Annotated in this window: 19 protein-coding genes and 1 pseudogene; 11 read left to right on the top strand and 9 right to left on the bottom strand. The window is 72.1% G+C overall.

Going from position 1 to position 26,534, the window contains the following annotated elements; genetic code table 11:
• Positions 1-127 precede the first annotated feature (127 nt).
• Positions 128-2,500: a right-handed parallel beta-helix repeat-containing protein gene (locus ACZ6S8_RS12725; protein ID WP_469455020.1), complete on the bottom strand. Its 2,373-nt coding sequence runs from the start codon at positions 2,498-2,500 to the stop codon at positions 128-130.
• Between the two features lie 268 nt (positions 2,501-2,768).
• Between ACZ6S8_RS12725 and hmgA the strand changes: the two genes are divergently transcribed.
• Positions 2,769-4,106 (top strand): homogentisate 1,2-dioxygenase, encoded by a 1,338-nt coding sequence (hmgA, locus tag ACZ6S8_RS12720; protein WP_469455018.1) that lies wholly within the window; start codon positions 2,769-2,771, stop codon positions 4,104-4,106.
• A gap of 65 nt (positions 4,107-4,171) precedes the next feature.
• Positions 4,172-4,921: a GntR family transcriptional regulator gene (locus ACZ6S8_RS12715; RefSeq protein WP_469455017.1), complete on the top strand. Its 750-nt coding sequence runs from the start codon at positions 4,172-4,174 to the stop codon at positions 4,919-4,921.
• A gap of 68 nt (positions 4,922-4,989) precedes the next feature.
• On the opposite strand, the gene ACZ6S8_RS12710 is transcribed toward ACZ6S8_RS12715, so the two are convergent.
• Complete coding sequence (locus ACZ6S8_RS12710) at positions 4,990-5,160, bottom strand: hypothetical protein (RefSeq protein ID WP_383929280.1); 171 nt, start codon at positions 5,158-5,160, stop codon at positions 4,990-4,992.
• Positions 5,161-5,258: 98 nt separating this feature from the next.
• Between ACZ6S8_RS12710 and ACZ6S8_RS12705 the strand changes: the two genes are divergently transcribed.
• The gene (locus ACZ6S8_RS12705) at positions 5,259-6,422 is read left to right on the top strand and encodes a type ISP restriction/modification enzyme (RefSeq protein WP_469455454.1); all 1,164 of its coding nucleotides are present in this window, start codon (positions 5,259-5,261) and stop codon (positions 6,420-6,422) included.
• Positions 6,423-6,452: 30 nt separating this feature from the next.
• Here the strand turns inward: ACZ6S8_RS12705 and ACZ6S8_RS12700 are convergent, their stop codons facing one another.
• The gene (locus tag ACZ6S8_RS12700; protein ID WP_469455015.1) at positions 6,453-7,181 is read right to left on the bottom strand and encodes a TetR/AcrR family transcriptional regulator; all 729 of its coding nucleotides are present in this window, start codon (positions 7,179-7,181) and stop codon (positions 6,453-6,455) included.
• Positions 7,182-7,254: 73 nt separating this feature from the next.
• On the opposite strand from ACZ6S8_RS12700, the gene ACZ6S8_RS12695 reads away from it, so the two are divergent.
• The 3 genes from ACZ6S8_RS12695 to ACZ6S8_RS12685 all read left to right on the top strand — a co-directional run bounded on the left by ACZ6S8_RS12695 (position 7,255) and on the right by ACZ6S8_RS12685 (position 10,300).
• On the top strand, positions 7,255-8,229 hold the full coding sequence (locus ACZ6S8_RS12695; protein ID WP_469455013.1) for an ATP-binding cassette domain-containing protein: 975 nt from the start codon (positions 7,255-7,257) through the stop codon (positions 8,227-8,229).
• A complete protein-coding gene (locus tag ACZ6S8_RS12690) occupies positions 8,226-9,017 on the top strand; it encodes an ABC transporter permease (RefSeq protein ID WP_469455011.1) in 792 nt (263 codons plus the stop codon). The genes ACZ6S8_RS12695 and ACZ6S8_RS12690 overlap by 4 nt, the downstream gene beginning before the upstream one ends.
• Before the next feature lie 71 nt (positions 9,018-9,088).
• Complete coding sequence (locus tag ACZ6S8_RS12685) at positions 9,089-10,300, top strand: CaiB/BaiF CoA transferase family protein (protein WP_469455009.1); 1,212 nt, start codon at positions 9,089-9,091, stop codon at positions 10,298-10,300.
• A 50-nt stretch (positions 10,301-10,350) separates the two neighbouring features.
• Here ACZ6S8_RS12685 and ACZ6S8_RS12680 read toward each other — a convergent pair whose 3' ends face one another.
• Complete coding sequence (locus ACZ6S8_RS12680; RefSeq protein WP_469455007.1) at positions 10,351-10,620, bottom strand: hypothetical protein; 270 nt, start codon at positions 10,618-10,620, stop codon at positions 10,351-10,353.
• A 269-nt stretch (positions 10,621-10,889) separates the two neighbouring features.
• Between ACZ6S8_RS12680 and ACZ6S8_RS12675 the strand changes: the two genes are divergently transcribed.
• Complete coding sequence (locus tag ACZ6S8_RS12675) at positions 10,890-12,689, top strand: serine/threonine-protein kinase (RefSeq protein ID WP_469455005.1); 1,800 nt, start codon at positions 10,890-10,892, stop codon at positions 12,687-12,689.
• On the opposite strand, the gene ACZ6S8_RS12670 is transcribed toward ACZ6S8_RS12675, so the two are convergent.
• The gene (locus ACZ6S8_RS12670) at positions 12,659-13,468 is read right to left on the bottom strand and encodes an SGNH/GDSL hydrolase family protein (RefSeq protein WP_469455003.1); all 810 of its coding nucleotides are present in this window, start codon (positions 13,466-13,468) and stop codon (positions 12,659-12,661) included. The genes ACZ6S8_RS12675 and ACZ6S8_RS12670 overlap by 31 nt on opposite strands.
• A 200-nt stretch (positions 13,469-13,668) precedes the next feature.
• Between ACZ6S8_RS12670 and ACZ6S8_RS12665 the strand changes: the two genes are divergently transcribed.
• A complete protein-coding gene (locus ACZ6S8_RS12665; RefSeq protein ID WP_469455002.1) occupies positions 13,669-14,766 on the top strand; it encodes a DUF5925 domain-containing protein in 1,098 nt (365 codons plus the stop codon).
• A gap of 113 nt (positions 14,767-14,879) precedes the next feature.
• On the opposite strand, the gene ACZ6S8_RS12660 is transcribed toward ACZ6S8_RS12665, so the two are convergent.
• Positions 14,880-15,269 carry a GntR family transcriptional regulator gene (locus ACZ6S8_RS12660; protein ID WP_469455000.1) on the bottom strand — a complete coding sequence of 130 codons (390 nt, stop codon included), beginning with the start codon at positions 15,267-15,269 and terminating at the stop codon, positions 14,880-14,882.
• A 71-nt stretch (positions 15,270-15,340) separates the two neighbouring features.
• Between ACZ6S8_RS12660 and ACZ6S8_RS12655 the strand changes: the two genes are divergently transcribed.
• Positions 15,341-16,282, top strand: a complete 942-nt coding sequence (locus tag ACZ6S8_RS12655; protein ID WP_469454998.1) for a GNAT family N-acetyltransferase — start codon at positions 15,341-15,343, stop codon at positions 16,280-16,282.
• Positions 16,279-16,764: a ribonuclease FAU-1 family protein gene (locus tag ACZ6S8_RS12650; protein ID WP_469454996.1), complete on the top strand. Its 486-nt coding sequence runs from the start codon at positions 16,279-16,281 to the stop codon at positions 16,762-16,764. Before ACZ6S8_RS12655 ends, ACZ6S8_RS12650 begins: the two co-directional genes overlap by 4 nt.
• Positions 16,765-16,943: 179 nt before the next feature.
• Here the strand turns inward: ACZ6S8_RS12650 and ACZ6S8_RS12645 are convergent, their stop codons facing one another.
• Positions 16,944-17,309, bottom strand: a complete 366-nt coding sequence (locus ACZ6S8_RS12645; protein WP_386532549.1) for a hypothetical protein — start codon at positions 17,307-17,309, stop codon at positions 16,944-16,946.
• 231 nt (positions 17,310-17,540) lie between these two features.
• Between ACZ6S8_RS12645 and ACZ6S8_RS12640 the strand changes: the two are divergent.
• Positions 17,541-18,242 (top strand): annotated as a pseudogene (locus tag ACZ6S8_RS12640) (transposase).
• 58 nt (positions 18,243-18,300) lie between these two features.
• Here ACZ6S8_RS12640 and ACZ6S8_RS12635 read toward each other — a convergent pair.
• Complete coding sequence (locus ACZ6S8_RS12635; RefSeq protein ID WP_469454994.1) at positions 18,301-18,951, bottom strand: hypothetical protein; 651 nt, start codon at positions 18,949-18,951, stop codon at positions 18,301-18,303.
• Positions 18,952-19,037: 86 nt separating this feature from the next.
• Positions 19,038-26,216: a polymorphic toxin-type HINT domain-containing protein gene (locus ACZ6S8_RS12630; protein ID WP_469454992.1), complete on the bottom strand. Its 7,179-nt coding sequence runs from the start codon at positions 26,214-26,216 to the stop codon at positions 19,038-19,040.
• Positions 26,217-26,534 lie beyond the last annotated feature (318 nt).

Below are 26,534 nucleotides of genomic sequence, written 5' to 3'. Positions count from 1 at the left end.
GCCGGCGAGCAGGCCGCCCGACGCTCCCGCCGCGCTCACCGCCCACCCCCGGCGGTGAGCCGAGCCGTGCGACCGCACCCCGGGGCGCAACGGCGTGCGCCCCGGGCCGTCTCGGACACGGCGCGGGTCATCGGGGACCCTCCGTCCCCGGCCGGCCGGACCCGGGACCGTCGCCCGCGGTGCCGGGGGCGGGACCCGCCGCATCGGAACCGGCTCCGTCCGGGTCGGGTGCGCGGTCGGCCGCCGGGGCGGGGTCTGCGCTGCCCTGGGCGGATACGCGGTCGGCCGCCGGGGCGGAGCCGGTCCGGGCGGAGGTGCGGTCGTCGGCAGGGCCCGCCCCGGGGCCGACCAGCGCGGCGGCCCGGTCCCCCGCGCCACCAGACCCAGCTCCGGTCCCGGTCCCGGTCCCGGGGGCTCCCGCCCCGTCGGCTCCCGCCCCCTCGGCATCCGGTACACCGTCGGCTCCCGGCACCCCGACCGCCGCACGGGGCGTGGGGCGGGCCGAGGCCACGGCGGCCCAGAGCAGCCACACCAGGGCCACCAGGGCCCGTACCCAGGCGGGGCTCAGGGGGGTCCAAGGGATCATCAGGACCGCCTTGTCGAAGGCGTCGAGCAGCGTGAGCCCGGCCAGCAGCAGGGTCAGCCGGGCCAGCCAGGGGCGGTCGGCGCGCAGCGCCAGGCCCGCGCCCGTCCACCACAGCCCGAGGAGCAGGAGCGCGAGCGCCGGGACGAAGGTGGCGACCAGCCCCGCGGTGGAACCGGCCACGTCCAGCGCGAGCCCGGCCAGGCCGAGGAGCGAGGCGGCCGTGCCCAGCCGGGAGCCGCGCAGGCGGCGCCACCACAGCACCCCGCCGACGAGGAGCAGCACGCCCGCCACGGCCAGCGCGATCTGGGTCTCCACCCGCTCCAGGCCGCGCGCGCCGTACCAGTCGCAGCCGGCCGGGAGTTTGCGGGCCTGGACGCTGTAGTCGGCGCAGACGAGGAGCTGGACCAGCTTCACCGGTTCTCCCACCAGCCGGGCCGAGGCCCCGGTGAGGTCGCCGCGGGCGGCTCCGCACTGCGGGACGGTGCCCGGGGTGGAACCGTCGGGGCCGTCCTGCCAGCAGTTGCCGCGGCCCTGGCCGTCCCACCACACGTCCATGCCGTTGGGCCGGGCGGCGCCCGCCTTGTCCTTGCCCATCACGTTCCCGGCGTACCGGTTGTGGTGGGAGGTGTCCGTCTGCTTGGACCACGCCTCCTCGCCGCGGATGAAGGCCGGGACGGCGCTGAGGAAGAAGCCGGCCCTCTGGTGCCCGTACACCCAGTTGCCCTCGTACAGGTTCCAGTTGCCGCCCGCGGTGATGATGCCGGTGCCCGGCGGCATGGAGATCTGGGGGCAGACGACGCCCTGCTCGTAGCCGCGCTCGGCGGCCGGCTTGGCGCAGGTGCCGTCGGCGACGTACCGGTAGTAGTCCTGGTTGTTGTCGTGGATCAGGTTCCGCTCGAACTTGGCGTGGTTCTGCGGGAGTCCGGGGTGACCGGGGAAGGCGCTGTCCATGGAGGCGCCGCCCATGTTCTGGTCGAACTCGTTGTCGTGGACCCAGACCGAGTCGCCGGCGGTGCCGGAGTAGCCGACCATGTTGTGGTGGCTGCGGCAGCCGGTGATCTCGATGGAGTACCGGGGGACGTCGTAGCCGCGGCCGTCGTTGATGTCGGAGGCGCTGCCGGGGTAGATGCCGGAGTCGCCGTTGCCGTACGACTCGCAGTTCTTGTAGAGCCCGTGGTCGCTGGCGAAGGTCAGGAAGCCGTACTCGTCGTTCCAGCGGGTCAGGACGTCGTCGATCACGAAGCCGTCGCCCGCGAGGACGTAGAGCGAGTTGAACGTGGTCCGCTGGGCGGTGAAGTTGCGGAAGTAGACGCCGTTGGACCGGTCGGCGCGAAGGGCGTTCAGCTTCTGGTACTTGGCGTCGATGACGACGTCCAGCCGCGAGGCTCCCGTGCCCTCGATCTGGAGGTCCGTCTTGCCGAGGATGGCGACGAGGTTCTGGTTGTGCCGGCACTGGACCTGCTGCTCGTAGCTGAGGATCTGGTAGCCGAGCGAGGAGTCGGGGGCCTTCAGGGCGGCGCATTCGCCGGCCGGCTTCGGGAGGGAGGGCTCCTCCTCGTAGAGGCCGGGGAGGATCGCGATGTTCATTCCGGGCCGGTCGACGGCGTCCACGGCCTCCTGGAGGTGGCGGTAGCCGCTCTGCTCGCACCGTTCGTAGAGGGCGAGGTTGCGCTGCCGCAGCGCCTCGGGGAAGGCGGATATGCGGCGCTCGAAGGCCGGCCGGTCGGTCTTGCAGACCAGCAGGTCCGGCTCTGCCGCGCGGTACACGGGGACGGATCCGGTGCCGTCGGGGAGGGCGACGGGCCGCTCCTCGTGGGCTTGGGCCGCGGGCGCGGCGGCGAAGAGGGACAGGAGGGCGAGGAGGGCGGCGAGGAGCACCGCCGGCACGGCAGGAAACCTGCGGGTCCACGGCATGCGCGAGAGAGTAGAGCAATGTTCACCTTTTGGGATCCCCCCGTGCGGGATTCCGTCCCGACCGTGCGGGAATCCGCTCCGCCCGTTCGAGAATCCACTCCCACCCGTGCGGCAATCCGCTCCCCCGCGAGGAATCCGCTCCGCCCGGGCAGGGCGGCGGCGCTCCGGCCGACCCGGCGTCCCGACCGGCCGGAAGCCGCCGTTGACGTGCGGGCCGCGGAATCCTACTGTCAGCCATAGGATTCCTTCGAAGGAGCGGGAGCAGCACATGAGCGAGCAGTCGGGCAGCGAGCGGGCCGGCAAGACGGCGGAGGCGCTGGAGTACCTCGGCGGCTTCGGCAACGAGCACAGCTCGGAGGCCGTCCCCGGCGCCCTGCCGCTCGGCCGGAACTCGCCCCAGCGCGCGCCCCTGGGCCTGTACGCCGAGCAGCTCAGCGGCAGCGCCTTCACCGAGCCCCGCAGGAACAACCGCCGCTCCTGGCTCTACCGGATCCGCCCCTCGGCCGCGCACCCGCCCTTCACCCGGATCGACAACGGGGCCCTGCGCACCGGCCCCTTCACCGAGGCTCCCGCGGACCCCAACCGGCTGCGCTGGAACCCCCTGCCCGACCCGGCCCCCGGCACCGACTTCCTGGCCGGCCTGTGGACCCTCGGCGGGAACGGCGACGCCACCCAGCGCACCGGCATGGCCATCCACCTCTACTCCGCCAACTCCTCCATGGACGAGCGGGTGTTCAGCGACTCCGACGGCGAGCTGCTGATCGTCCCCGAGCGCGGCGGGCTGCTCCTGCGGACCGAGTTCGGCCTGCTCGCCGCCCGGCCGGGCGAGGTCGCGCTGATCCCCCGCGGCGTGCGCTTCCGCGTCGAACTGCTCGACGCCGACGCCCGCGGGTACGTCTGCGAGAACTACGGGCAGCCCTTCGAACTCCCCGACCTGGGCCCGATCGGCGCCAACGGACTCGCCGCCGCGCGCGACTTCCGGGCCCCGGTGGCCGCGTACGAGGAGCCGGGCCTGCTCGACCGCCCGACCGAGGTCGTCAACAAGTTCTGCGGCAACCTCTGGTCGGCGACCTACGACCACTCCCCGCTCGACGTCGTCGCCTGGCACGGCACGCACGTCCCGTACGTCTACGACCTGCGCCGGTTCAACGTCCTCGGCTCGATCAGCTACGACCACCCCGACCCGTCGATCTTCACCGTCCTGACCTCGCCCTCCGACACCCCGGGGCTGGCGGGCGTGGACTTCGTGGTCTTCGCGCCGCGCTGGCTCGTCGGCGAGGACACCTTCCGCCCGCCCTACTTCCACCGCAACGTGATGAGCGAGTACATGGGCCTGATCGACGGGGCCTACGACGCCAAGGCCGAGGGCTTCGTCCCCGGCGGCGGCTCGCTGCACAACATGATGTCCGCGCACGGCCCGGACCGGGAGACCTTCGACCGGGCGAGCGCCGCCGAGCTGAAGCCGCAGAAGATCGACGACGGCCTGGCGTTCATGTTCGAGACCCGCTGGCCGATCACCACCACCGCCCAGGCGGCCGGCGCGGACCACCTCCAGCGCGGCTACGACGACGTCTGGCAGGGGCTGCAGCGCCACTTCCGCGCCTGACCCGTCGTGCGTACGCTCACCTGCGCCGCCGCACACCCCGCGTCCAGCCGTACGGAGAAACACCCGTGACCGCCTTCGCCCCCGACTCGCTGGTACTGAACCGGAAGCTTCCGCTCTGGTACCAGGTGTCCCAGTCGCTGCGCGCCTCGATACTCGGGCGCACCCCGGACGCCTCGCTGCGCCTGCCCACCGAGGAGCAGCTCGCCGGGCACTACGGGGTGAGCGTGCTGACCATGCGGCAGGCCCTCAAGGAGCTGGAGGGCGAGGGCCTGATCAGCCGGCACCGGCGGCGCGGCACCTTCATCGAGCCGGGGGCGCTGCGCGGCGCCCCCGTACGGCTGCTGGGCTCGGTCGACGCGATCGTGGCCCAGCAGTCGGGCGACCGTACGACGATCCTCGGCCACGGGCGCACGGCCGTGGCCGGGGAGCTGCTGGAGCACTTCCCGGACACGGCCGAGGTGGTCACCTACCGGCGGCTGCGCCACGACCGCGAGAGCGGGGAGCCGACGAACTGGGCGGAGAACGCGGTCCTCCCCGAGTTCGCCGCCGCCGTGGAGCCCGCCGACCTCGAACGGTGGCCGATGACGAAGGTCCTGCGGGACGTCGCGGGGGTGCGGATCAGCCGGATCACCGACACGATCGAGGCCCGGCTCGCGGACCCGGAGACGGCGGAACTGCTGCGGGTCCCGCTGCTCAGCCCGATCCTGCACTACACGGGTGTGACGTACGACGAGGACGGCCGGGTCGTGGACGTGGCCCGCATCCGCTATCGCGGCGACCGCTTCTCCTTCACGGTGACGGTGGACGCGCACTGACGTGCCGCGGGGCGGGCGCGGGGCGAGGCGGGCGCGGGGCGGGGCGGGCGCGGGGCTCCGCTACTGCCTCAGCCCCGCGGGGCGTCGTCCTCCGCGGTCCGCTCGCCCTCCGCCTGGGACGGCGTGGTGCGCGTCGTCTGGGGGTGGTGGCGCTGGGCGCGCTGGGCCTCGTCCATGTCCTCGTCGAGGCGCTCGCCCTCGGCCTGCGACGGAGTCGAGTATTCGTCGTACTGACTCATGGCCGTCCTTCTCCTCGGTCGATACGGGACGTATGCCTACACAAGGAGCGTAACTCCTCGGCCTGGACGCAGCCCGGCCGCCGGACGCCGTCGCTACCATCGGCGGCGTGAGCGACGACGTACCGCTGCTGGACGATCTGATGCCCTGGGCCGTGGGCGGCCTTCGCCTCGGCCGGGACTGGGTGGCCGCGCCCGACCCGGCCGTCCTGCGTGCCCGCTGGGCCGCCCTGGCCGGCGCCGAAGGGGCCGACCGCGAGCGGCTGTTCCGCCCGAGCCGCAGCCGCACCCCGGCCGCCGGGGCCGCCGCCCTGCCCGGTCAGCGTTCGGCCACGACCCGGTTCGCCGACGGTCCGGGCCCCTGCCCGGACCCCGTACGGGTGCTCCGCGCCCCGTTCGACGAGCAGTGGCTGCTGCCCGACCAGCGGCTGATCGACACCGCCCGCCCCGAGCTCTGGCGGGTGCTGGACGGGCACCAGCTGTTCCTGGTCGAGGGGCCCGAGCCGCTCGTCACCGCGCACCTGCCGGCCGGGCGGCCCCTGCGGACCCGGCCGTTGCACCGGCGCCCCGGCGGCGCCGAGCCGAACCTCGCACCGGGCCTTCCGGCCCTGCTCGGCGGGCAGTACGGCGGCTGGGCCACCCCGGAGGACCTGCTGTGCTGGATCCTCGCGGCGGGCCGCCCGGGCCCCCGGGGGTACGAGGTACCGCTCGCCGCCGAGCCCGAGCGCTGGCGGACCGGGCTGGAGCTGGGGCACCGGCTGCTCGCCGTCCAGCTGCGCGGGACGCGCGGGGGCGAGGCGCCCCGGCTGCCCGGCGGGCGCCGCCCGTACGTCCGCTCGGCGGTGGCCGGGTGGCCGCAGGGGATCGCGTACGACGCCGCGAGCGAGACGCTGAGCCTGGGCGGCGGGACCGTTTCGCCCGTCCCGCCCGGGGCCTGGGAGTACGAGGTCCAGGGCGCCCGGGTGCTGGAGTCCTGGTGCGCCGCCCGCATCGCGCACCGCGACCCCGCGGCCGACGGGCTGGAGGCGCTCGGGCCGGCCGAGTGGCCGCCGGAGTGGACCTCGGAGCTGCTCGCGCTGGTCACCACCCTGGCGCTGCTGGCCGATCTGGCGCCGGAGCGGGCGGCGTTCGAGCCCGGGCCCCTCCTGTCGGCGGCCGGGTTGCGCGCGGCGGGCGTCCTGCCGGTGCCCCGCTGGGCGCGGCGCCCGGCCTCGGTGCTGGACCACCAGGAGGAGGGCCCGGGCGGGCAGTTCGCGCTGCTGTAGCCGGCGCGCGCCGTACGCCCCCCGCAGGGTCTACGTCCCCCAGGCCCCCAGCAGCCGTTGCACCGAGCGGTCGAACACGTCGGCCAGCTGCGGCCCGGCCGCGGTCACGGGAACCGCGCCGGCCGCCAGGGCCGCCGCCAGCCGCGGGTACTCCCCCGTTTCCAGCCGCGAGCCGAGCCAGGCGGCCCGTACGCCCTGCTCCGCCGCCTCGCTCCAGGGCAGCGCCCGCGCCCGCTCGGCCAGGTCCAGTTCGCTCGCCACGAAGATCGCCACCGTCCCGTTGACCGCGGCGACCAGCTCCAGCTTCTCGCCGTCCGGCACGTCCAGCGGCGCGAGGCAGTCGAGCGTGTGCTCCAGGTACCGCAGGGCGTTCGGGCTGAAGCCGTGCACGGGGCTCAGCAGCCGGGGCAGCCACGGGTGCCGGTGCATCAGCGCCCGTGCCTGGCGGGCCAGGCCGAGCAGGTCCGCCCGCCAGTCGCCGGTCGGCGGGGTCAGCGCGTACTCCCCGCTGACGGCGTCGACCATCAGCTCGTACAGGTCCTCCTTGCGCGGCACGTAGTTGTACAGGGACATGGTCCCCGCGCCGATCCCGGCGGCCACGCGCCGCATCGAGACGGCGTCGATCCCCTCGGCGTCGGCGATCCGCACCGCCTCGGCCGCGATCGACCCGCGGCTGTGCGCGGGCCTGGGTCCGCGGCCGGCCCGCTGCGGGCGGGACCAGATCACTTCCGGTTCAGCGGCTCGTCCAGCGGCTGTCATCGCGTCGATCACCTCGTCGTCTCGCCCCCATCTTAGTTACGTACACCGTACGTAGTGGGGTAGGGTCCGCCGTATGACTACTACGTACGCCGTACTTAGTGAGGGCCTGGAAAAGAAGTACGGGGAGGTCCGCGCCCTGCGCGGCCTCGACCTCGCCGTCCGCGAGGGCACGGTCTGCGGCCTCCTCGGCCCGAACGGCGCGGGCAAGACCACCGCCGTACGGGTGTTCACCACCCTCACCGCACCCACCGGCGGCCGCGCCGTCGTGGCCGGCCACGACGTCACCCGCGAACCCGCCGCCGTCCGCCGCGCCATCGGCGTCACCGGCCAGTACGCCTCGGTGGACGGGGACCTGACCGGCCGTGAGAACCTCCGGCTCTTCGCCCGCCTCGCCGGACTGCGCGGCGCCGCCGGCCGGGCCCGCGCCGACGAGCTGCTGGAGCGCTTCGGCCTGACCGAGGCCGCCGGCCGGGTGGCCGGCACCTGGTCCGGCGGCATGCGCCGCCGCCTGGACCTGGCCGCGGGGCTGATCACCCGGCCCCGGGTGCTGTTCCTCGACGAGCCCACCACCGGGCTCGACCCCGCCGCGCGCGACCGCATCTGGACGGAGGTCCGGGCGCTCGCCGCGGAGGGCACCACCGTGCTGCTCACCACCCAGTACCTGGAGGAGGCGGACCGGCTGGCCGACGACATCGTGGTCGTCGACAGCGGCCGCGCCGTCGCCACCGGCACCCCGGCCGGGCTCAAGGCGCGGATCGGCGCCTACGCCGAGGTCCACGTCGGTGCGCGCGGAGCGGTCGCGGCCGCCGCCGGCGTCCTCGACCAGCTCACCGGCGGCCGCCCCGTGCTCGACGAGGAGCGGCTCACCGTCGGCGTGACCGTGCTGGACGCCGGGCTGACCCTGCCCCGGATCATCCGCGCGCTCGACGGCGCCGGAGTGCCGGTCACCGACGCGAGCCTGCGGCCGCCCACGCTCGACGAGGTGTTCCTGCGCCTCACCCGCACCACCGCCGACCGGGGCACCGACCACGAGGAGTACGCCGCATGAGCACCCTGCTGTCCGACGGCGGCGCGGTCCTGGCCGGCCGGCTCCAGAAGGCCCGGCACGCCCCGGCGCTGCTGATCCTCACCCAGACCATGCCGATCACGATGCTCCTCTTCTTCGGGTACGTCTTCGGCAGCGCGCTCGCCATGCCGGGCGCCGACTACCGCGCGTTCCTGGTGCCCGGGCTGCTCGCCGCGACGGCCGCGGGCGGCCTGATGTCCGGCCTGTTCACCGCCGCGCAGGACGCGCACCGGGGGGTGATGGACCGGTTCCGGACGCTGCCGATGAGCCGGAGCGCCGTACCGCTCGGGCAGACGGCGGCCGACCTGCTCACCACGGGGGTGTCGATGGTGCCGCTGATGCTGGTGGGGCTGGCGATGGGCTGGCGGATCGAGAACGGGCTGCCCGGCGCGCTCGGGGCGCTGGGGATCCTGCTGCTGTTCCGCTTCGCCACCGCGTGGGTCGGGACGTACCTGGGCCTGCTGACCCGGAGCGAGGAGGCCGCGGGGCAGCTCGGCGGCGCCACCTTCGTCCTGCCGATGCTCTCCAGCGCCTACCTGCCGACCGCCGGGCTGCCCGGATGGCTGCGCACGGTCGCCGAGTGGAACCCGATCAGCGCCGTGGCCACGGCGGTGCGCGAGCTGTGCGGGAATCCGGGGGCCGGAGCCGGCGCGGGCGCGGCCTGGCCCGCCGCGCACCCGGTGGCGGGCGCGCTGCTCTGGTCGGCGCTGCTGCTCGCCGTGTTCGTGCCGCTGGCGTCCCGGCGGTTCGCCCGCGGCACCGCGGGCTGAGGGTCGCCGGGCAGGGGCGGAGCGCGCCGGGGGGTGACAGGGCGGGGTCCGGCGGGATAGGCATCGGTGCCATGGACACCGAACGCTGCGCGCCCGACCCCCTCCCCCTGGACGGCATCACCGTCGTCGCCGTCGAACAGGCCGTCTCGGCCCCCTTCGCCACCCGTCAGCTCGCCGACCTCGGCGCCCGGGTCGTCAAGGTCGAGCGCCCCGACGGCGGCGACTTCGCGCGCGCCTACGACACCGCCGCGCACGGCCTCGCCTCCCACTTCGTGTGGGCCAACCGCGGCAAGGAGTCGATCGCGCTGGACCTGAAGGACCCGCGCGGCCTCGACGTGCTGCACGGGCTGCTGGCCGGCGCCGACGTGTTCGTCCAGAACCTCGCCCAGGGGGCCGCGGCCCGGCTCGGGCTCGACGCGGCCGCGCTGTGCGACCGCTACCCGCGGCTGGTCGCCGTCGACGTGTCGGGCTACGGCGCCGAGGGCCCGTACGCCCACAAGCGCGCCTACGACATGCTCGTCCAGTGCGAGGCGGGCCTGGTCTCGGTGACCGGGACGCCGGAGCAGCCCGTCAAGGCGGGCATCCCGGCCGCGGACATCGCGGCCGCCATGTACGCGTTCTCGGGCGTGCTCGCCGCCCTGCTGCGCCGCGGGGTCACGGGGCGCGGCGGCCGGGTGGAGGTGTCGATGCTGGACGCGCTCGCCGAATGGATGGGGCACCCCCTGCACCACACGATGCACGGTGGGGAGCAGCCGGTGCGCACCGGTCTGGCGCACGCGGTGATCGCGCCGTACGACGCCTACGCGACGGCGGACGGGGACCGGGTGCTGCTGTCGGTGCAGAACGACCGCGAGTGGCGCAGGCTCGTCGAACAGGTGCTGGAACGAACCGAGTTGGCAGATGATCCGCAGTTCGCGACGAACGCGGCGCGCACCGCGAACCGGGAGCGGACCGACGCGGTCGTGGCCGCGGCGCTGGCCGGGCTGGGCGCGGACGAGGCGATCGGGCGGCTGGAGGCGGCGGGCATCGCCTGCGCACGGCTGAACTCGGTGGCCCGGCTGGCCGGGCATCCGCAGCTGGCGGCGCGGGACCGCTGGCGGGAGGTGGGGTCACCGGTGGGCCCGCTGCGGGCCCTGCTGCCGCCGATCGGGCTGCCGGGCGGCGCGGCACCGCACATGGGTGCGGTGCCCGCGCTGGGCGAGCACACCGGAGCCCTGCTGCGCGCCCTGGGGATGACGGACGCGCAGATCGCGGATCTGCGCCGGGACGGTGTGGTCGCGTAGGGCCGGGAAGCCGGGAGCCCGGGGGTGAACGGCTCTGCTGCGGGGACGGTTTACGAGCGGCGGCTGCCGAAGAGCGTGCGACGCAGACGGCGCAGCGGCGCGAAGAGCGAGACGCGCGCGCTCCGGCTCCGCAGGCGGTGCGTGTGGTCGCGCGAGGTGAGCTCGCGCATCAGCAGCGTCGCCTCGGCGGCATCCCGGTGCGGGACGGCAGGGCCGCCCAGTACCGCGAGATGGCGGTCGAGGCGCGAGCTGGTCGCGTTGCTGCCGCAGTTGATGGCAGGCACGCGAGGCGGCCTGCTGCGCATTGCTATTTGTTCCATGATCTCTCCCCACCCGTACGAGGGCACCCGGCCCGGGCAGGTTAACCCTATCGTCCCCGCGTCGCGCCCGGGTATCCCGGTGGTGTGAATTACCCCTGTGGCGACGGGGAGTTGACGATTACTCAGCGGAGTCATTCGTCACTCTCCGCACAAATGGGGTGGTTTTGCGGGGCCGTTCGCGGGCGGTACCGCAAGTCCCGTCACGGCGGGGGCCACTTCCGGCCCGCTGCGCTAACTTGGAGTGATCATCCGGTGACGCATGGACGCACATGGGGGCGCGCGTGAGCGACGACGTGGGTGACGGGGAGCGGGAAGACGCCGCCGAGCGTGTCATATCGGGCCGCTACCGGCTGCTCGAACCGCTCGGCCGCGGCGGGATGGGCATCGTGTGGCGGGCCCGGGACGAGGTGCTGGCCCGCGACGTCGCCGTCAAGGAGGTGCGCGCGCCGGCCGGGCTGGACGCGGCCGGACTGCAGCGGATGTACCGGCGCCTGGAGCGGGAGGCGTGGGCCGCGGCCCGGATCTCGCACCGCGGGGTCGTGACGGTGTACGACGTGGCCTCCGAGGGCGGGCGGCCGTGGATCGTGATGGAGCTGGTGCGCGGGCTCTCACTGGCCGAGGTGCTGGAGGCGGAGGGCCCGATGCCCCCGCAGCGGGCCGGACACCTCGGGGAGCAGGTGCTGGCCGCCCTGCGGTCGGCGCACGACTCGGGGGTGCTCCACCGGGACGTCAAGCCGGGGAACGTGCTGCTGGCCAACGACGGCCGGGTGGTGCTGAGCGACTTCGGGATCGCGAGCCTGGAGGGGTCCTCGGCGATCACCATGACGGGGGAGATGGTCGGCTCCCCCGAATACCTGGCGCCGGAGCGGGCGTCGGGAAGCGAGCCGGGTCCCGGGTCGGACCTGTGGTCGCTCGGGGTCCTGTTGTACGTGGCGGTCGAGGGGATCTCGCCGTTCCGCCGGGCCACCGCGCTGGACACGCTGGAGGCGGTGGTGGAGGCGGAGCCGCCCGCGGTCCGCCGGGCCGGTGCGCTGGCACCCGTACTGGAGGGTCTGCTGCGGAAGGACCCCGCCGAGCGGCTCGACCCGGCGGAGGCGGCCCGGATGCTGCGGCTGGTCGGCGCGGGCGGGACCGCACGGGCCGCCGGCGGGCCGGTGTCAGGCCCCGGGCCGCAGGGGCCGGCGGCCGGGGCGCGCCCCCGCGGTGAGCCGAGGGCCGCGGGTGCGGCGGCCCCGCCGGGGGCGCCCCCGGCCGCGGGGGGTCCGTACGGGGAGGCGGCCGCGGCACCGCGGGCGGGCCGGGCCGGGCTGGTGCTGACCGCCGGGATCGTCGTGCTGCTGCTGGCGCTGGCCGCGCTGGGGTGGCTGCTGCTCGGCGGCCGCGGGGGCGGCGCGGACGGGCGCGGTGGGGCGCCGGCGGGGACGGAGCCGGCTGCGCGGCCGGCCGGATCCGCGGGCCCGGGCTCTCCCGCCCGGCCCCCGCGGCCCGCGCCGGTCCCGACGCCGGCCGGCGGGCAGGCGTACCCCGGGGTGTTCGTCGACGCCGTGCGCGCGTCCTACCGCGGCGGCTGTCCGCCGCCCGCGGAGCGTGCCCCCGCGTTCACGGCGACGGTGGAGGTGGAGCGAACGCCGACCGTGCTGGAGTACCGCTGGGCCACCCGGAGCGGGAGGACCTCGGGGCCCGGCTGGCAGTCCCTCGCGTACGAGGCGGGCGGACCGGTGAGCCGGCGGCTGGAGCACGCGGAACTGACGTACGGGCCGGGCCCGGTCTTCACCGACGCGGTGCGGCTGGAGGTGCGCGGTCCGGCGGCGGTGGACTCCGCGTGGGTGGAGACGTCCGTGACGTGCGAGGAGGCGGCCCCGGCGAGCGGGACCGCCTCCCCCGGTACGACCACGCCGCCGGAGCCGGATCCGGACCCGGGGACGGACCCGACGCCGACGTCCTCACCGGCGCCGCCGTCCGTCCCGGCGCCGGCGCCGTCGGCCCCGGGTGCGAGCGCGGACGTGACGCCGGGGCCGGTTCCGGTGCGCCGGGCCGGTCAGGCCGCGTTCGTGAAGACCGGCAGGTAGCCGCCGGACTGTCCGGCCGCGGTCGGGTGGTACGACTCGCCGATGTTGAGCCAGTTGAGGCTGTGCAGCCACGCGTTGCCCGAGCAGATCTCGTGGCCGGTGAACGCGCCGGCCACCGAGGCGAAGGCGAAGCCGTGGTCGGCGGCGCGCTTGGCGATGGCGGCGTTGAGGTGGTCGGACGCGCCGTTGATGGCGGCGCGCTCGCCCTCGGTGAGGCCGGTGACGCACGAGCCGCTCAGCTTGTAGAACCGGGGATAGCCGAGGACGACGACGCGGGCGCCGGGCGAGCGGCTGTCGATGGCGTTGTAGACCTGGTCGAGCTGGCCGGGGAGGGTGGAGTTGACGTAGGCCTTGGCCTGGTTGACGCGGTTGACGCAGGTGGACTCGGACTGGAGCACACAGGTCGTCATGACGTCGGCGAATCCGGCGTCGTTGCCTCCGATGGTGACGGACACCAGGTCGGTGCCGGAGTTGAGGGGGGCGAGCTGGTTGGCGAGGAGGTCCCCCGTCCGGGCGCCCGAACAGGCGACGAAGGAGAAGCTCTGCGGGGAGTGGGCGGCAGCCCACAGGGCGGGGTAGGCGCGGGTGGAGCGCTTGCAGTTGCCGCTGGCGGCGTCGTAGTTGCCGGCGCCGACGCCGGAGGAGTACGAGTCGCCGAGGGCGACGTAGCCGAAGTCGGCCTGGGCGGCGGCCGCCTGACCTGCGCCGAAGAGGGCGGCTCCCGCGGCGAGTAACAGGGAGGAGGTCAGGGCAGCGAAACGAGACGTTCTCGTGCTCATGTATGCGGCTCCTAGTGGGGGTTACTCCTCAGTCCGTGGTACAAGGAACGCGGGTTCGCCGGAAGTGTTCATGCCAAGAATATTTGGCGCAGACCTGCGGTCCGAACGTTCACGCGCGATGCGTTTGAAGAGGGAAACCGGCCACTCGATCCGGCGAAACACACGTGCACCGGGCCAGTTCGTGCCGGATCATGGGCGCCATGCCAGCCAACCCGCATGACGCGCTGCCGATCCGGCTCAACGTCGACGACAGCGACTCGCCGTCGGACGTCGTCGACGCGCTGTTCCTCGGCCGGTTCGCCTCCGGCGAGCAGCCGTTCTCGCACAGCGTGTCGATCGACCGGGTGAAGGCGGGGGCGAGCCTGCTGCCGCCCGGGGCCACCGTGCTGCGCTCGGCCCGCGACAGCGACCGCAGCGCCACGCTCGCCGAGGGCGAGGGCTGGACGATGCTGGTCTCCCGGTGGAGCCGGGGCGCGGACGTCACCGTGACGGCGATCAGCGACGAACTCGCCGCCGGCGTGCTCGGCGAGGCGACGCAGGGCGTGCAGGACGAGCCCGAACCGCAGCCCGAGAACGTCACGATGGGCTTCTGGTACGTCTCCCCGCGCCGCGGCCCGTACCGGACGACCCGCCAGATCGGGGCCGGCACCTGGGCCGAGGTGCGGCCCAACTACACGGCGCCGGTGGCCGGGGCGCTGGACCGGCTGATGAAGGTGACCCCGGACGACATCGCGGGGCGGCTGCTCCTGCTCCACGGTCCGCCGGGTACGGGCAAGACCTCCGCGCTGCGCACGCTGGCCCGCTCCTGGCGGGACTGGTGCCAGGTGGACTGCGTCCTGGACCCGGAGCGGCTGTTCAACGACGTGGGCTACCTGATGGACATCGCGATCGGCGAGGACGAGGGGACGGCCAAGGGCCGGTGGCGGCTGCTCCTGCTGGAGGACTGCGACGAGCTGATCCGCGGCGAGGCCCGGCACACGGCGGGGCAGGCGCTGTCCCGGCTGCTGAACCTGACGGACGGCCTGCTGGGGCAGGGCCGCAACGTCCTGGTCGGCGTCACGACCAACGAGGACCTGGAACGGCTCCACCCTGCGGTCGTCCGGCCGGGACGCTGCCTGGCCCGCGTCGAGGTCGGCCGGCTGACCCACCGGGAGGCGGTGGACTGGCTGGGCACGGACGAGGGCGTATCGCGCGAGGGCGCGAGCCTGGCGGAGTTGTTCGCCCTGCGCCGCGGCACGGGCCCGACGTCCGTCCTGCCCCCGCAGCCGCACGGCCCGGAGGCGGGGCTGTACCTCTAGCCTCCGGCGGGCGGACGGGGTTCCGGGGCCCTCGGACCGTACGGGGGGCGTACGCGCGCGGCTGCCGGTCCGCCGCGCACGCCGCTTCCCGGACGGCGGGGCGGGCCGGCGTCCTAGCCCGCCGCGTACCGGGCGCGGAGGGCTTCCGTGGCGGCCGCCAGGGCCTCCGCGTCCGTGAGGCCCAGCCGGTGGACCCGGTCCGCGTACGCCTGGGCCGCCGCGGCGGCCTCCCGGGCCGGGCCCTCCCCCGAGGCCGCGACGAACGTGCCGTTGCGGCCCCTCGTCTCGACCACCCCGTCCGCCTCCAGCGCCCGGTACGCCTTCGCGACGGTGTTGGCGGCCAGCCCCAGCTCCTCCGCCAGCCCCCGCACGGTCGGCAGCTTGAAGCCCGCCGGCAGCCTCCCCGACCGGGCCCGGTCGGCGATCTGCGCGCGCAGCTGTTCGTACGGGGCGGCCGAGCCGGCCGAGCCGTCGATGGCGATCTTGAGGTTCGTCGAGGTCACGCGGCTGATTCTGTCCCATCGGCGGCTAATTGGGAGGCGCCCGGGACGAGCCCGCACGTAGCGTCCTCCGCATGACCGTTCTCGTGCGGGACCTCCGCCGCGCCGACCCCTCGGACGCGGACGCCGTCGCGCGGGTCCGCCGGGCGGCCCTCCCCTTCCTGATCACCACTGCCGGGGGCGTCACCTTCGAGGCGGCCTCCGCCCACCCCGGCCGGCAGCTGCGCGTGCTCGTCGCCGAGGACTCCGACGGCCGGGTCGTGGGCACCGCCCAGGTCGGCGTCGTCCACGACAGCCCCGAGCCCGGGCAGGCCTACGTCAACGCCCAGGTCGACCCGGCCCACCACGGCCGCGGCGCCGGCGCCCTCCTGCTGCGGGGCGCCGAGGAGCACCTCGCCCGCCACGGCGCGGTGGACGTGTACGCCTGGGTGCTCGACGAGCCGTACAGCCGCGCCTTCGCCGAACGGCACGGCTACCGGCCCAGCCGTTCCGCGCACTTCCTGCGCCTGGACCTCGCGGCGGCCGTACTGCCCGCGCTGCCGGAGCCGCTCCCGGAGGGGGTGGAGCTGCTCCCCGGATCGGCCTTCGCCGCCGATCCCCGTCCCTTGTTCCTCGCCGACGCCGAGGCGACGTCCGACGAGCCGGGCGACGTCGCCGTCGTGCTCGACGACTACGCGGACTGGGTCGCGCGCACCTGGAACGACCCGACCCTCGACAAGGAGCTGACCACCGTCGTCCTGGTCGGCGGGGAGGTGGCGGCCTTCACCGCCGCGCAGACCGACGGGGTCCGCCGGTACGGCTCGGCGATGACCGGCACCCTGCGCGCGTTCCGCGGCCGGGGCCTGGCCAAGCTCGCCAAGACGGCCTCCCTGCACCGGGCCCGCGCGGCCGGGTACACCGAGGCGTTCACCGGCAACGACGCGGGGAACGAGCCGATGCTCGCCGTCAACGACCGGTTCGGATACGAGATCTGCGCGACCGAGACGCGCTACACGAAGAAACTGGGGGCACAGTGAGCGAGCAGCAACTGACCGTCGTCCTGACCAAGGCCGGACGCGAGAAGATCCGCTACCCGGCGGCCCGGGTCGCCGACGACGGCGACCGGATCTCCGTACGCGCCCCCTGGGCGGCCGGGGAGGCGCGGGACTTCGGCTTCGTCCGCTTCGAGCCGGGCGACGTGTTCGTGGAGCACTTCTGGCGGACCCGCTGGTACGCGGTCAAGGAGGTCCGGACCGGCGACGGGGTCCTCAAGGGCTGGTACTGCGACGTCACGCGCCCGGCGCTGGTGCGCGGCGGGGAGATCCTGGTGGACGACCTGGACCTGGACCTGTGGGTCTCGGCGGACGGGACGTCCGTACTGCGCCTGGACGAGGACGAGTTCGCGGCGAGCGGCCTCGCGGTGTCGGACCCGGAGGCGGCCGCCCAGGCCGTACGGGCGCTGGACGCGCTGGACGACCAGGCCCGCACCCCGGCGGGCCTGCCGGCGCTCCTGCGCTAGGGGGTGTCGCCCGCGGGCGGTCCCCCGGGCGGGGAGACGCCGTCGCCCTCCCGTGGGGAGCCGGGAGGGCGACGGTCCGGGATGGTCCGGGGCCACACCCTACGCACGGGACAGGGGCACCGATAGGCATATGACAACGGAAGTTCCGGATGTCCTGATGCCGCCGCTCCGGCGCGCCCCTACGCGCCCTCGTCGTAGACGCCCGCCTCCACTTCGAGGGCCAGTTCCTGCAGGACTCCGATGGCGGAGACGTCCGTCCGGCCGGCGTCGTGGGCCATGGCGAGGCTGGTGAAGGCCAGGCTGAACCCGGCGACCATGGTCTGCAGCGCGGGCCCGAGCGCCTCCGCGACGAGACGGGCCACCTGCTGCGGGGAGGACTCGGCGGGCACGCTGATCGAGGGCAGCATCTCGTTCAGCAGCTTGGTGACTACCCTCGTCTCCAGTTCGGGACCGTCGTCGTCCTCGCCCGCCTCCGCGGCCCGGCGGATCTCCTGGGCTTCCGTGAGGATGCCGATGACTCGCTTGAGAACCTCTGCACGCTCCATCCCCGGAGCGTATCCGCCCGCCGGGCGACCCTGCCGACGCGGCTCTCGGGGAACGTCCCGGTGCGGGAGTTGCCCGCTGCTCCCACACCGGGAAGGGTGCCGTTGAGACTGCGTGTCAGCGGTGGATCCTCTGTCCTGCTTCGGTGAGGGTCAGGGTGAGGCACCCCAGCCATGTGCCGGATTGCAGGTACTCCCAGTTCTCGGCGTTCGCCAGGACTGCGGGAAGGTCCGGTGTCGGGATGGGGGGACCGGGCTGCTGACCGAGAGTGCCATCCGGCGCTGTCCAGGGCACGAGCTGGCACACTTCGATCCGTCCTCTGTCGACGAGGCGAAGGAGGACCGGGACGAGAGCCGAGGCAGGGCCTGAGACCAGCGGCTCGTCGAGGTCGCCCCGGACGCCGGGGAGGACGTCAGGACCGGACCTCGCTGGTCACCGCGTACTGGCGAACGAACCTGTCCATGCGACAACTGGCCCCACTCTTCGGCATCTCGAAGTCGGCAGCGGACCGCATCATCGACCACCTGGGGCCGAAGTTCGCGCTCCAGTCGCGCAAGCGGTTCGCCAAGGATGCCGTGCTCATCGTGGACGGCACTCTGGTCCCCACCCGAGACCACACCATCGCCGAGCGGTCGAGGAACCACCGGTACTCCACCGACCACCGGGTCGTGGCAAGACGACCACGATCGCCAACGGCGGATACCCGGGCACCGGACTCGTCGTCCCCCGCCGTCGGCAGCGAGGCCAGGGCAGAACTCCCGGCCTGGAAAGAGGAGCACAACACGTCCCACAAGCAGGTCCGCGCCAGGGTCGAGCACGTCTTCGCCCGTATGAAGGCCTGGAAGATCCTCCGCGACTGCCGCTTGAAGGGCGATGGTGTCCACCACGCCATGCTCGGCATCGCACGGATGCACAACCTCGCCCTCGCCGGATAGGCCCACGGGTCACTGCGGCCAACCTAAGGCGACTCGTAGATCATTTACGGGACAGCCCTTAGCCGCCGCTCTGTTCGAGCCAGAGTTCGGCCCATTCCCGCTGGCGGCTCTCGACGGAGTCGTCGGCGGCGATCTGCTCCGCACTCTCCCTGAGGGTTTCAATCCTCTCCGGGTGTTTGACGAGCTCGATGCCGATTCCGCTCTGCCAGTACGAGGCAATCATCATGGTGTCACCGGTGAGTGAGGACATGGTGAATGTCGGGTTGCCGCGACCCGCTCCCAGCAGGCCGCTTTCGCAGCCTGCTCCGGCGATGTCCCAATGGTCGGTCAAGGCCACCCGCACCCACCGGTAACGCGGAACCGACTCGTCCCCGGATTCTTCCTCAAATTCATCCTCGGGTTCCCCCTGGGCCGACGGGTCGAAATCCATGTCGAGCCCGATCAGAAATTCCCGTCGGCCATCCGCGCTCGTCGTGGTGAACAGCCCGCCCGCTGTGGCCAGTTCTTCCCATGCCCTGTTGATGGCGGCGGTCAGGTCCGGGGTTTCATGCTCGATGAGCGTCTCTTGCAGACCGTCCTGAGAGGTGAGGCGGGACAGTCGGCGTGCCACCAGGAAGGGGGTGAGATCGCCGCGCGGTTCGAGCACCTCGTGAAACGTGAATCCGCTTGCGGCGAAGGCCTGCAGGAGTCCCGAATTGATTTCGCTCATGTTTTCTTTCCTTCAAGGCCGATGGGGTGGGCCGTGGTGACGGCCCACCCCATCGGTGGAGATTTCTCAGCTAGTCTCTATCGGCGTTACCTTCGCCCGTACTTATAGTACACCGGGTTGTTGTAGTCATGTTCCCCGTTCTTGACCGGGAACCATGCGATTTCACCGGTCGTATGGTGGACCATGACGCGGATCTGGGTGACCTGGTTCAGCCCCGGACCTTCCATGTCGAAGATCGGAGAGTTTCTCCAGTCACCCCATCCCTTGGCGTTTCCGCGGTTGCGGAAGTTGTCGGCAACCCGGGTAGTAGTGCCGTCCGAGTTGCGAACGGTCGTCAGGCGCTGGGGGTAGTTCGGGTTCGATGCCACCGTCTTCGCCAGCTGGTCATGCTTCTTCGTGAGACCGGCCTGCTCGGACCACTGCGCCGAACGCGCCGCGATGGCCGCGTCCGAGTACTCCTCGTCCGGGGTCCACGTGCTGGTCGCATCGGTCTTCGTCTCGCCGCAACCGTTGTTGTGGACGAGAACCGGGGTGGCGGCAGCGAGCACGTAGTACGTGTGAGCCGTCGCCACCGTGAGGTTGCGCACCGACTGGGGCTGCGTCCACCGCTCGACCGTGGCGACCTGCACCCAGGTCCCCGACGAAGTCTGCAGCCACTGGCCGGCGGTGACGTCCTTCGCGTCCAGCCACTTGCCCAGGGAAGGCACCCAGAAGGGGTGGCCGTCGGTCGCGGTGATCCTGCCCAGATCCGTACCGGCCGTGCCGTCCGTATCGATGGTGATCTCGACCAGGTTCTTCTGGCCCTGTCCGAGGATCTGGGCCACCACGGGCTGAGCCCCGGTGGTACCGGACCGCTCGTCGGTCGCGACCACCTCGTCCCCGATGGCCACCTCCTCGATCGGCTTCGCGGATCCGTCCGCCATCAGCACCTCGGTGCCCGGGACGAAGCTGTTGCCGATCTTGCAGGAGCCGCCTTCGGAGCCGCCGCCGTCGCTGTCCTTGGACTCGGACTTCTTGGGGCCGTCGGACTTCTTGGTCTCGGCGGACTTCGAAGCCTTTCCACCACCGTCGGCCTTCTTGGCCTTCTGAGTGGAGACCTTGCCCTGTCGAGCGGCGGTGGCCTTGGCCTCGTCGGCCTTCTTGGCGGCCGCGGCCGCCGCCTCCTGCGCAGCTCTTCGGGCTGCCGCCGCCTCTTCCTCCAGCTTTCGAGCCCGCTCCGCGGCCTCTTCGAGCTGACGCTTCCACTCGGCCAGGTCCTCGGCGTACTTGGCCATGGCCTGCTCGTAGCGCTGGACCCTCATGAGGATGTCCCGTGCCAGGGCCAGCTTCTGAGACCAGCTGTTGAAGGCCTCCCAGGCGCGGTCGAGTGCCTTGATGATGCGCTTGGCGCGTCCCGCGAACGGCAGGGCCGCGTCGAGGGCGAGTCCGGCGCAGGCGCCCCACGATCCGCTGAGGCAGTCGCGGATGTCGTTGTAGCCGGAGACATCCTTCAGGATGCCGATGGCCACTTCGAGGGCGATGTCCAGAGCGCTCTTGCCCTGGATCATGCGGGCCCAAGCGGCCTCCGCATCCGTGAAGTCCTTGATCGGCATCGTGGGAGGCGCGATCGACAGACCCGACGGGTCGCTGAAGGTGACCGGGGAGTTGTTGGCGTACGCGTAGGGGTTCTGCTGCTTTGGTTCGTTGAAGTCGAGTACGGGGTCGACGGACAGGAACCTGCCCGTTGCCGGGTCGTACTCACGCGCACCGAGGTGAACGGTGCCGATGGTCTCGTCGGTCTCGCCGCCGACGAATCCGCGCTGGCCCGGCCACACGGAAGGCTGCGCACCGCGGGCCTCGCCGTAGGGGGTGAACTTGCGGCGGGTGACGACTCCGGTCTTGGAATCGACCGCGGTGGTCGCCGAGCCGTTCTTGTCGCCCATCAGGTACGACGTGGTGGTCACGCCGTCCTTGACCGTCTTGACCATGCGCGGTCCGGCCGGGTGCGAGTAGTAGCGGGTGCCCTCCAGCTTGCCGGCGGGGGTGAGCTTGACCTCGGTGCTGGGCAGGTAGAGCGTGGTTCCGGTCTTGTCCCGCTTGATCAGCCGCTCACCGGAAGCGTCGTAGACGAACTCGGTGGACTCGGTGCCCTTCGTGACCTTGGTCAGCTGACCGGAGTTGTCCCACTCCCAGTTCTGGGTGTCGCCCTGGAGGGTGCGGGTCTTGGTGTTGCCGGACGCGTCGTAGCTGTACGACTCGGTGCGGGTTCCGCCCGGTCCGGTGGTGTCGACCTTCTTGAGCCCGTTGGCGGCGGCCTGGCCGGGGGTGCCGTAGGTGTAGGCGCGGGTGACGTCCTTGGTGAGGTCACCGGTGGGGCTGTGCTGGATCTCCTTGGTGCGGTTGCCGGCGGCGTCGAAGCTGTAGGAGTTCCAGTACGGGTTGGGTCCGCCGACCCGGGGCTTGCTGCCGGGTCCTGCCGCGTCCGGCTGGGCGGCGCAGTCGTCGGTGGCGGTCCAGGCCTCGCTCATGCGGCGCATGTGGTCGTAGGCGAAGCACTGGGTGTCGGCGGTGGGGCTGGTGCCCTCCTTGTCGGAGACCTTGAGGATGTTGCCGACGGCGTCGTACTGGAACGACGTGTCGTTGATCGCGGCGGGAGACCTCTCCTGCGTGTTGACGCTGCGGGTGATGCGGCGGGTCTGCTCGTCGTAGAAGTTGGACGTGTAGACCTGCGAGCCCGCAGCGCCCGCGTAGGTGCGGAGAACATCGCCCATGGGCGAGTAGTCGACCTTGTCGACGAAGGTCTTGCCTTCGATGCCCATCATGGTGGGCAGTTCGAAGTGGTTGTACTTCATCGTGGTGAGCTCGATGGGCAGGCCGGCGACCGCCGGCTGCTCGGTCCACTCGGTCAGACCGGTGTTCTCCCGGTAGCCGGTGGTGAACTCGTAGGTACCGCCGAGCTTGCCCTCTTCGGCAGGAATGACGATCTTCGATCCGGTGGGGCGGTACTCGTTGTCGTATCCGGTGATCTCCTGCGTGTACGCACGACCGTTCATGTACCGGGTCGAGGAGACCGGCAGGCCGATGGCTCCCGGCAGCGTGTCGTACGTGTTGGACGTCAGCTTCGGGCCGGTCAGCGAGCCCTCACGGGTGGCGACGATCCGACCGATCGAGTCGTACTCCGGGACCACGACCTTGCCCCGGGCATCGGTCGAGGACGTCGGCCGGTCGCCCGGACCGTACGTCGTCGTCGCGGTGCCCTTGTCGGGGTCGGTCTGCTTGATCTGACGGTTGCGGATGTCGTATTCGAACGTCCACTTGTCGCCCGCCTGGTTGACCACCGACGCCAGCGCGCCACGGCGGTCGTACCCGTAAGTCGTCTTGTCGTAGGCGCCGGTGGGGGAGTCGGAGCGGTAGTGCCGGAGTTCGGTCTTGCGGCCGGCTCCGTCGAGGAACGCCCGCGTGGGCGTCTCGCCCTTCGGCGGGTCGACGGTGATGTTGTCGCCGCCGTACGCGGTCGTCGTGCGGTCGGTCTCCTCACCGAGCTTGCGGCTGATCTGGGCGATGGACCGCCCGGAGCCGTCGTACTCGGTCATGGTGGAGGAGGGGACCTCGTTGTCGCGCGGGGCGAACTGGACACCGGAGGCTTCGCCGGCGGTGTAGTAGGCGCCGTTGGACTTCCAGACCTGGCCGAGGCTGTTGTAGAAGGTGTCGGTGATGATGCGGCCGCCTGCCAGGGCTTCCATCTGGGTCTGGCGGATCCGCAGGCTGCTGTCGTAGATGTCGTAGCTGGTGCGGTACGTACCGTCATCCAGCAGCGCCTTGTTGGTGATGACGACCGGACCGTCGGGTCGGACATCATAGGAGAACATGCCGTCCGGCGACTTGGTCGTCGGGTTCCGGGACGGCGACCACACCTTCGTGAGGCGGCCGAGCGGGTCGTACTCCATGACCTGACGGCGACCGTTGGTGTCCGTCTTCGTCAGGATCGAACCGCGGCCCTGATCGGTCTCCGTGGTCTGGGTGTGGCCCGCGGAGTTGGTGGAGACGACCTTGGTGACGATCTGGGCTGACGCCGGGGAGTAGTCGATCTTGGTGACCTTGCCGAACACGTCGGTGGTGGTCTTGGGACGACCGTAGGCGTCGAAGGTGGAGCTGCCGTCGAGCTGGTACTGCGGCGTGCTGCCGCTGTAGCCGGACAGGGACTCCGAGGACTTCAGGTTGCCCGCGGCGTCGTAGGCCAGCTTGACGTCGGAGGTGACATCCGCCGGGCGCTGAGTTGCGGCATCGCAGGCCTTGGAGACGGTTTCGACGCGCTTCTGGCGGGCGATGATCCAGCGGGTTTCGTCCGAGTCGTACTCGTACCGCGCGCAGGTGTCGTCCGAGGGGTCGGCGACGTCACCCAGGTCCGACACCCATTCGGCTATGCCGCGGTTGTCGAACTTGCTCTCCAGCGCGGTGCGGCGCCAGCCGCGGCCGTCGGAGAGCAGGATCCGGGACTGGACGCCCGTGGTCTGCTGGACGAAGGACTGGAGGGGTTCGATGTCCTCGGCCGCGACTTCGCCCTTGCGCAGGCGGGTGGCGGTGGGTCCGTGGAGCCAGGGGGTGTAGGTGGTGGCCGCTTCGAGGGCGCCGCCTTCGCCGTTGTAGGCCAGGACCTCGCGGGTCTGGCCGGCGTAGAGGCGGTGGTCGGCGATCTGGTTGCCCTCGGAGTCCTTGACCTTGACCGTCTTCGTGCCGCCGCTGGGGGTGGCGCGGTCGCCGTCGAGGCCGCGGAAGAAGAGGGTCTCGGTCATGGACCGCTTGTCGGGTGCGACACCGATAAGGGTGCGGACCTTGGCGTAGCCGCGCCATTGGGACCAGGTGCGCGTCTTGGGACGCATCATCTCGGTCTCGTCATCGAAGGCCCAGGCGGGGTCGCCGATGAACTGGTACTCGGTCCGGCGGGTCGGGGAGTTGCCGTTGCGGTCTTCCTCCTGGACCCAGTCCACGACGTACTTGTGGAACCAGTCGGTGGAGTAGATCTTCCGCTTGCGCTCGGGGTCGGTGGGGTCCGGGAGTTCGGAGATGACCGGGTAGCAGCGCAGGTTGTTCGCCTCGGGTGAGGCGGGCATGTTCCTGGGATCGGCGATCTTGCACTGGTTGGCGGCGTAGTGGGCGCTGATCGTGGAGCCGGTCTCGGTGTCGATGGCTTCGATGCGGTAGCGCTTGTACGGTGCCTTGCCGTCGGCGTGGGCGTCGACGCGGTTGTCGAGCTGCTTGCCCCGGAACTTGACGGGGGGCAGTTCGAGCGTCGCGCCGTTCTTGCCGACGTGGCGGATTTCCGACAGCCACAGGGGGTAGTCGGTGCCGTCGCCGGTGTCGGGGAAGCCCTGGATCAGGTTCCAGGTGTCGACGGGCTTGTGGGTGGTGCCGTTGAAGACGAAGGTGCTGACCTCGGTCAGCCGCTTGCGGGAGAAGAACGTGGGGGTGAAGCGCCCCTTGCATTCCTCGCCGGAGGCGCACAGCTGGTCACCGGGGGTGTCCGGCCATTCCTTGGCGATGTTCCAGTCGACTTCGGGCTTGAGCTTGGCCGGGTCGCAGTCGAAGGTCTGCGTCTTCAGGCAGCGCTCTTCGACCTTGAAGCGGGCCTCGGCGGGCGCGTTGGCGAAGAGGTTGTCGCTGCGCAGGCCCCAGCTGATGTGGTCGAGCCACCCGGAGCGGTCGTAGGCGCGGGCGGTGGAGCCGCCTGCGATCTTGTAGTTGGAGCCGTAGAAGTTGCCTTCCTTCTGGTACCAGTACGTCATCGCGTTGCCGCGGGGGTCGACGACGTAGTCGAGGTTCCAGCGGTAGGCCTGGTTGCAGACCGCGTTGGCGAAGGTGGCGTTGTAGCAGGGCTCACCGGGGTGGTTGGCGTAGACCGGAACGTTCCAGGTGGAGTTCGTGACCGGCTTGCCCGCCGCCCAGCCGTTCAGCCTGTTGAGGCCGAAGTAGAACTGGACGCCCTGGGGGTTGGTGAACCGCCAGTGGTCACCCTCGTTGTCACCGTTGGTGGCGCCGGTCAGCTGCTCGATCTTCGAGCCGTCGTCCTTCGCGGGACGCCACTTCTTCGTCGCGTCGTCGAGGACGAGGGCGGTGGAGCCGCCGTTGAGGGACATGATGACCATCGGGGCGCCGTGGCAGAGGTCGCCGGTGTCGTCCTTCGGGTTGTTGAACCCGGAGCCTTCGCGCTTGTCCTGGCTGCACGGGGTGTAGCCGCGCTCGATGTAGTTCGAGGCGAGGTCCCAGCCGTCACCGACCCACGAGGTCTGCTGGGCGGAGGCGTTGGTGCGGCCGTCGATGTTCGCGCTCGAATAGCCGAGGGACAGCGACGGGCTCGGACCGCCCAGCGAAGCCGGGATGTCGAACGGGTACGACCAGGAGAAGTCGCCTGCGGAGCCGCCGGCCTGCCAGGAGCCCGAGGCGCTCAGCGAGGTGGCGTTGAAGGTGCCGTTGGCACCCGAGGCACCCGGCGAGGCTGCCAGGATCATGCCACCCGTGGAGGCGGGGGAAGCGAAGGCCGACTTCAACTCGCCGCCCGGCTGCGCGGCGGGCTTGGCGGGGGCTTCGAAGGTGGCGACCAGCTTGCCGGTCTCGTAGTTGTTCTGCGTGGTGACGGGGAAGCTGCCCTGGCAGTCAGGGTGATTCGGAGTCGTCAGCGCACACGACGGGATCGCGGTGAAGCGCAGGCGTGAGCCCCAGCTGCCGCCGTAGGCGTTCTTGAACGCCTTGTAGTCCAGCTCCACCGACACCGGCGCGGCACTCTTGCCCGCGTCGGTGCGGGCGATGTTCAGGAACACGTTGCCGGGACGGCCCGCACGCTTGGCGGCGCTCTGGTCGAGGAGATCGACCTTCACCTTCACACCGGTCGGGTTCGCTTCCGGGGCCTTGGCCGCCGGGGCGGACTTCGACTTCGCCGCGGCCGGGACCGTGGCAGGCGTCACAGCCGCTACCGAGACGGGCATTTTGCCTGCCTTGACCGGCTTGCCGGCCAGACCGGTGTCCTTCACCGGGAGGCCGAACGCGCCGGCTGTGGCCGACTTCAGTGCCGTCTCCGCGACGACTGGGGCGACCGGGGCGTCCGGGAGGGCGATTTCAGCCGAACCGGCCGCGGGCCAGGCGATCTTCGGCGCGCCCTTCCACGCCTTCAGGTCCGATTCGGCGGGGCCCTTCGCGGGCTTGCCCTTGACGTCCTCGCCGGTGACCTTCGTCAGCTTCTGCAGGCCCGGGAGCTTGGCAGCCGAGGCCGCCGAGGCCTCGATCACCGTCATACCGCTCGCGAGCAGCGTCGTGGCCAGCAGTGGTATCGGCCACCGCCAGACACGCCTCATAGGCGCACGCATCGCGCGCGCCTGAGTCCTTCTCAAATCGAACACTCCCCCGTTGGGTAACGCGAATCACAGCAATCCGCGAGCATGTGCATTCACGCTGAACCTAACAGCGGGGGGAGGTGCCCGTCGAAATTCCAGTCAGCTGGAAGCGGCGCCCGGTGGGGCATCGTCGCAGGTCCTGAGGGGTAAGTGGAATACATTATTCGGAATTTGATATTCCGCAAAGGGTCTGATATTGGGCCGCTCGGCTGGCCGGGC

It is taken from the genome of Streptomyces sp. NPDC048461 (assembly GCF_055587105.1).
This window is presented reverse-complemented; position numbering and strand designations above follow the sequence as displayed.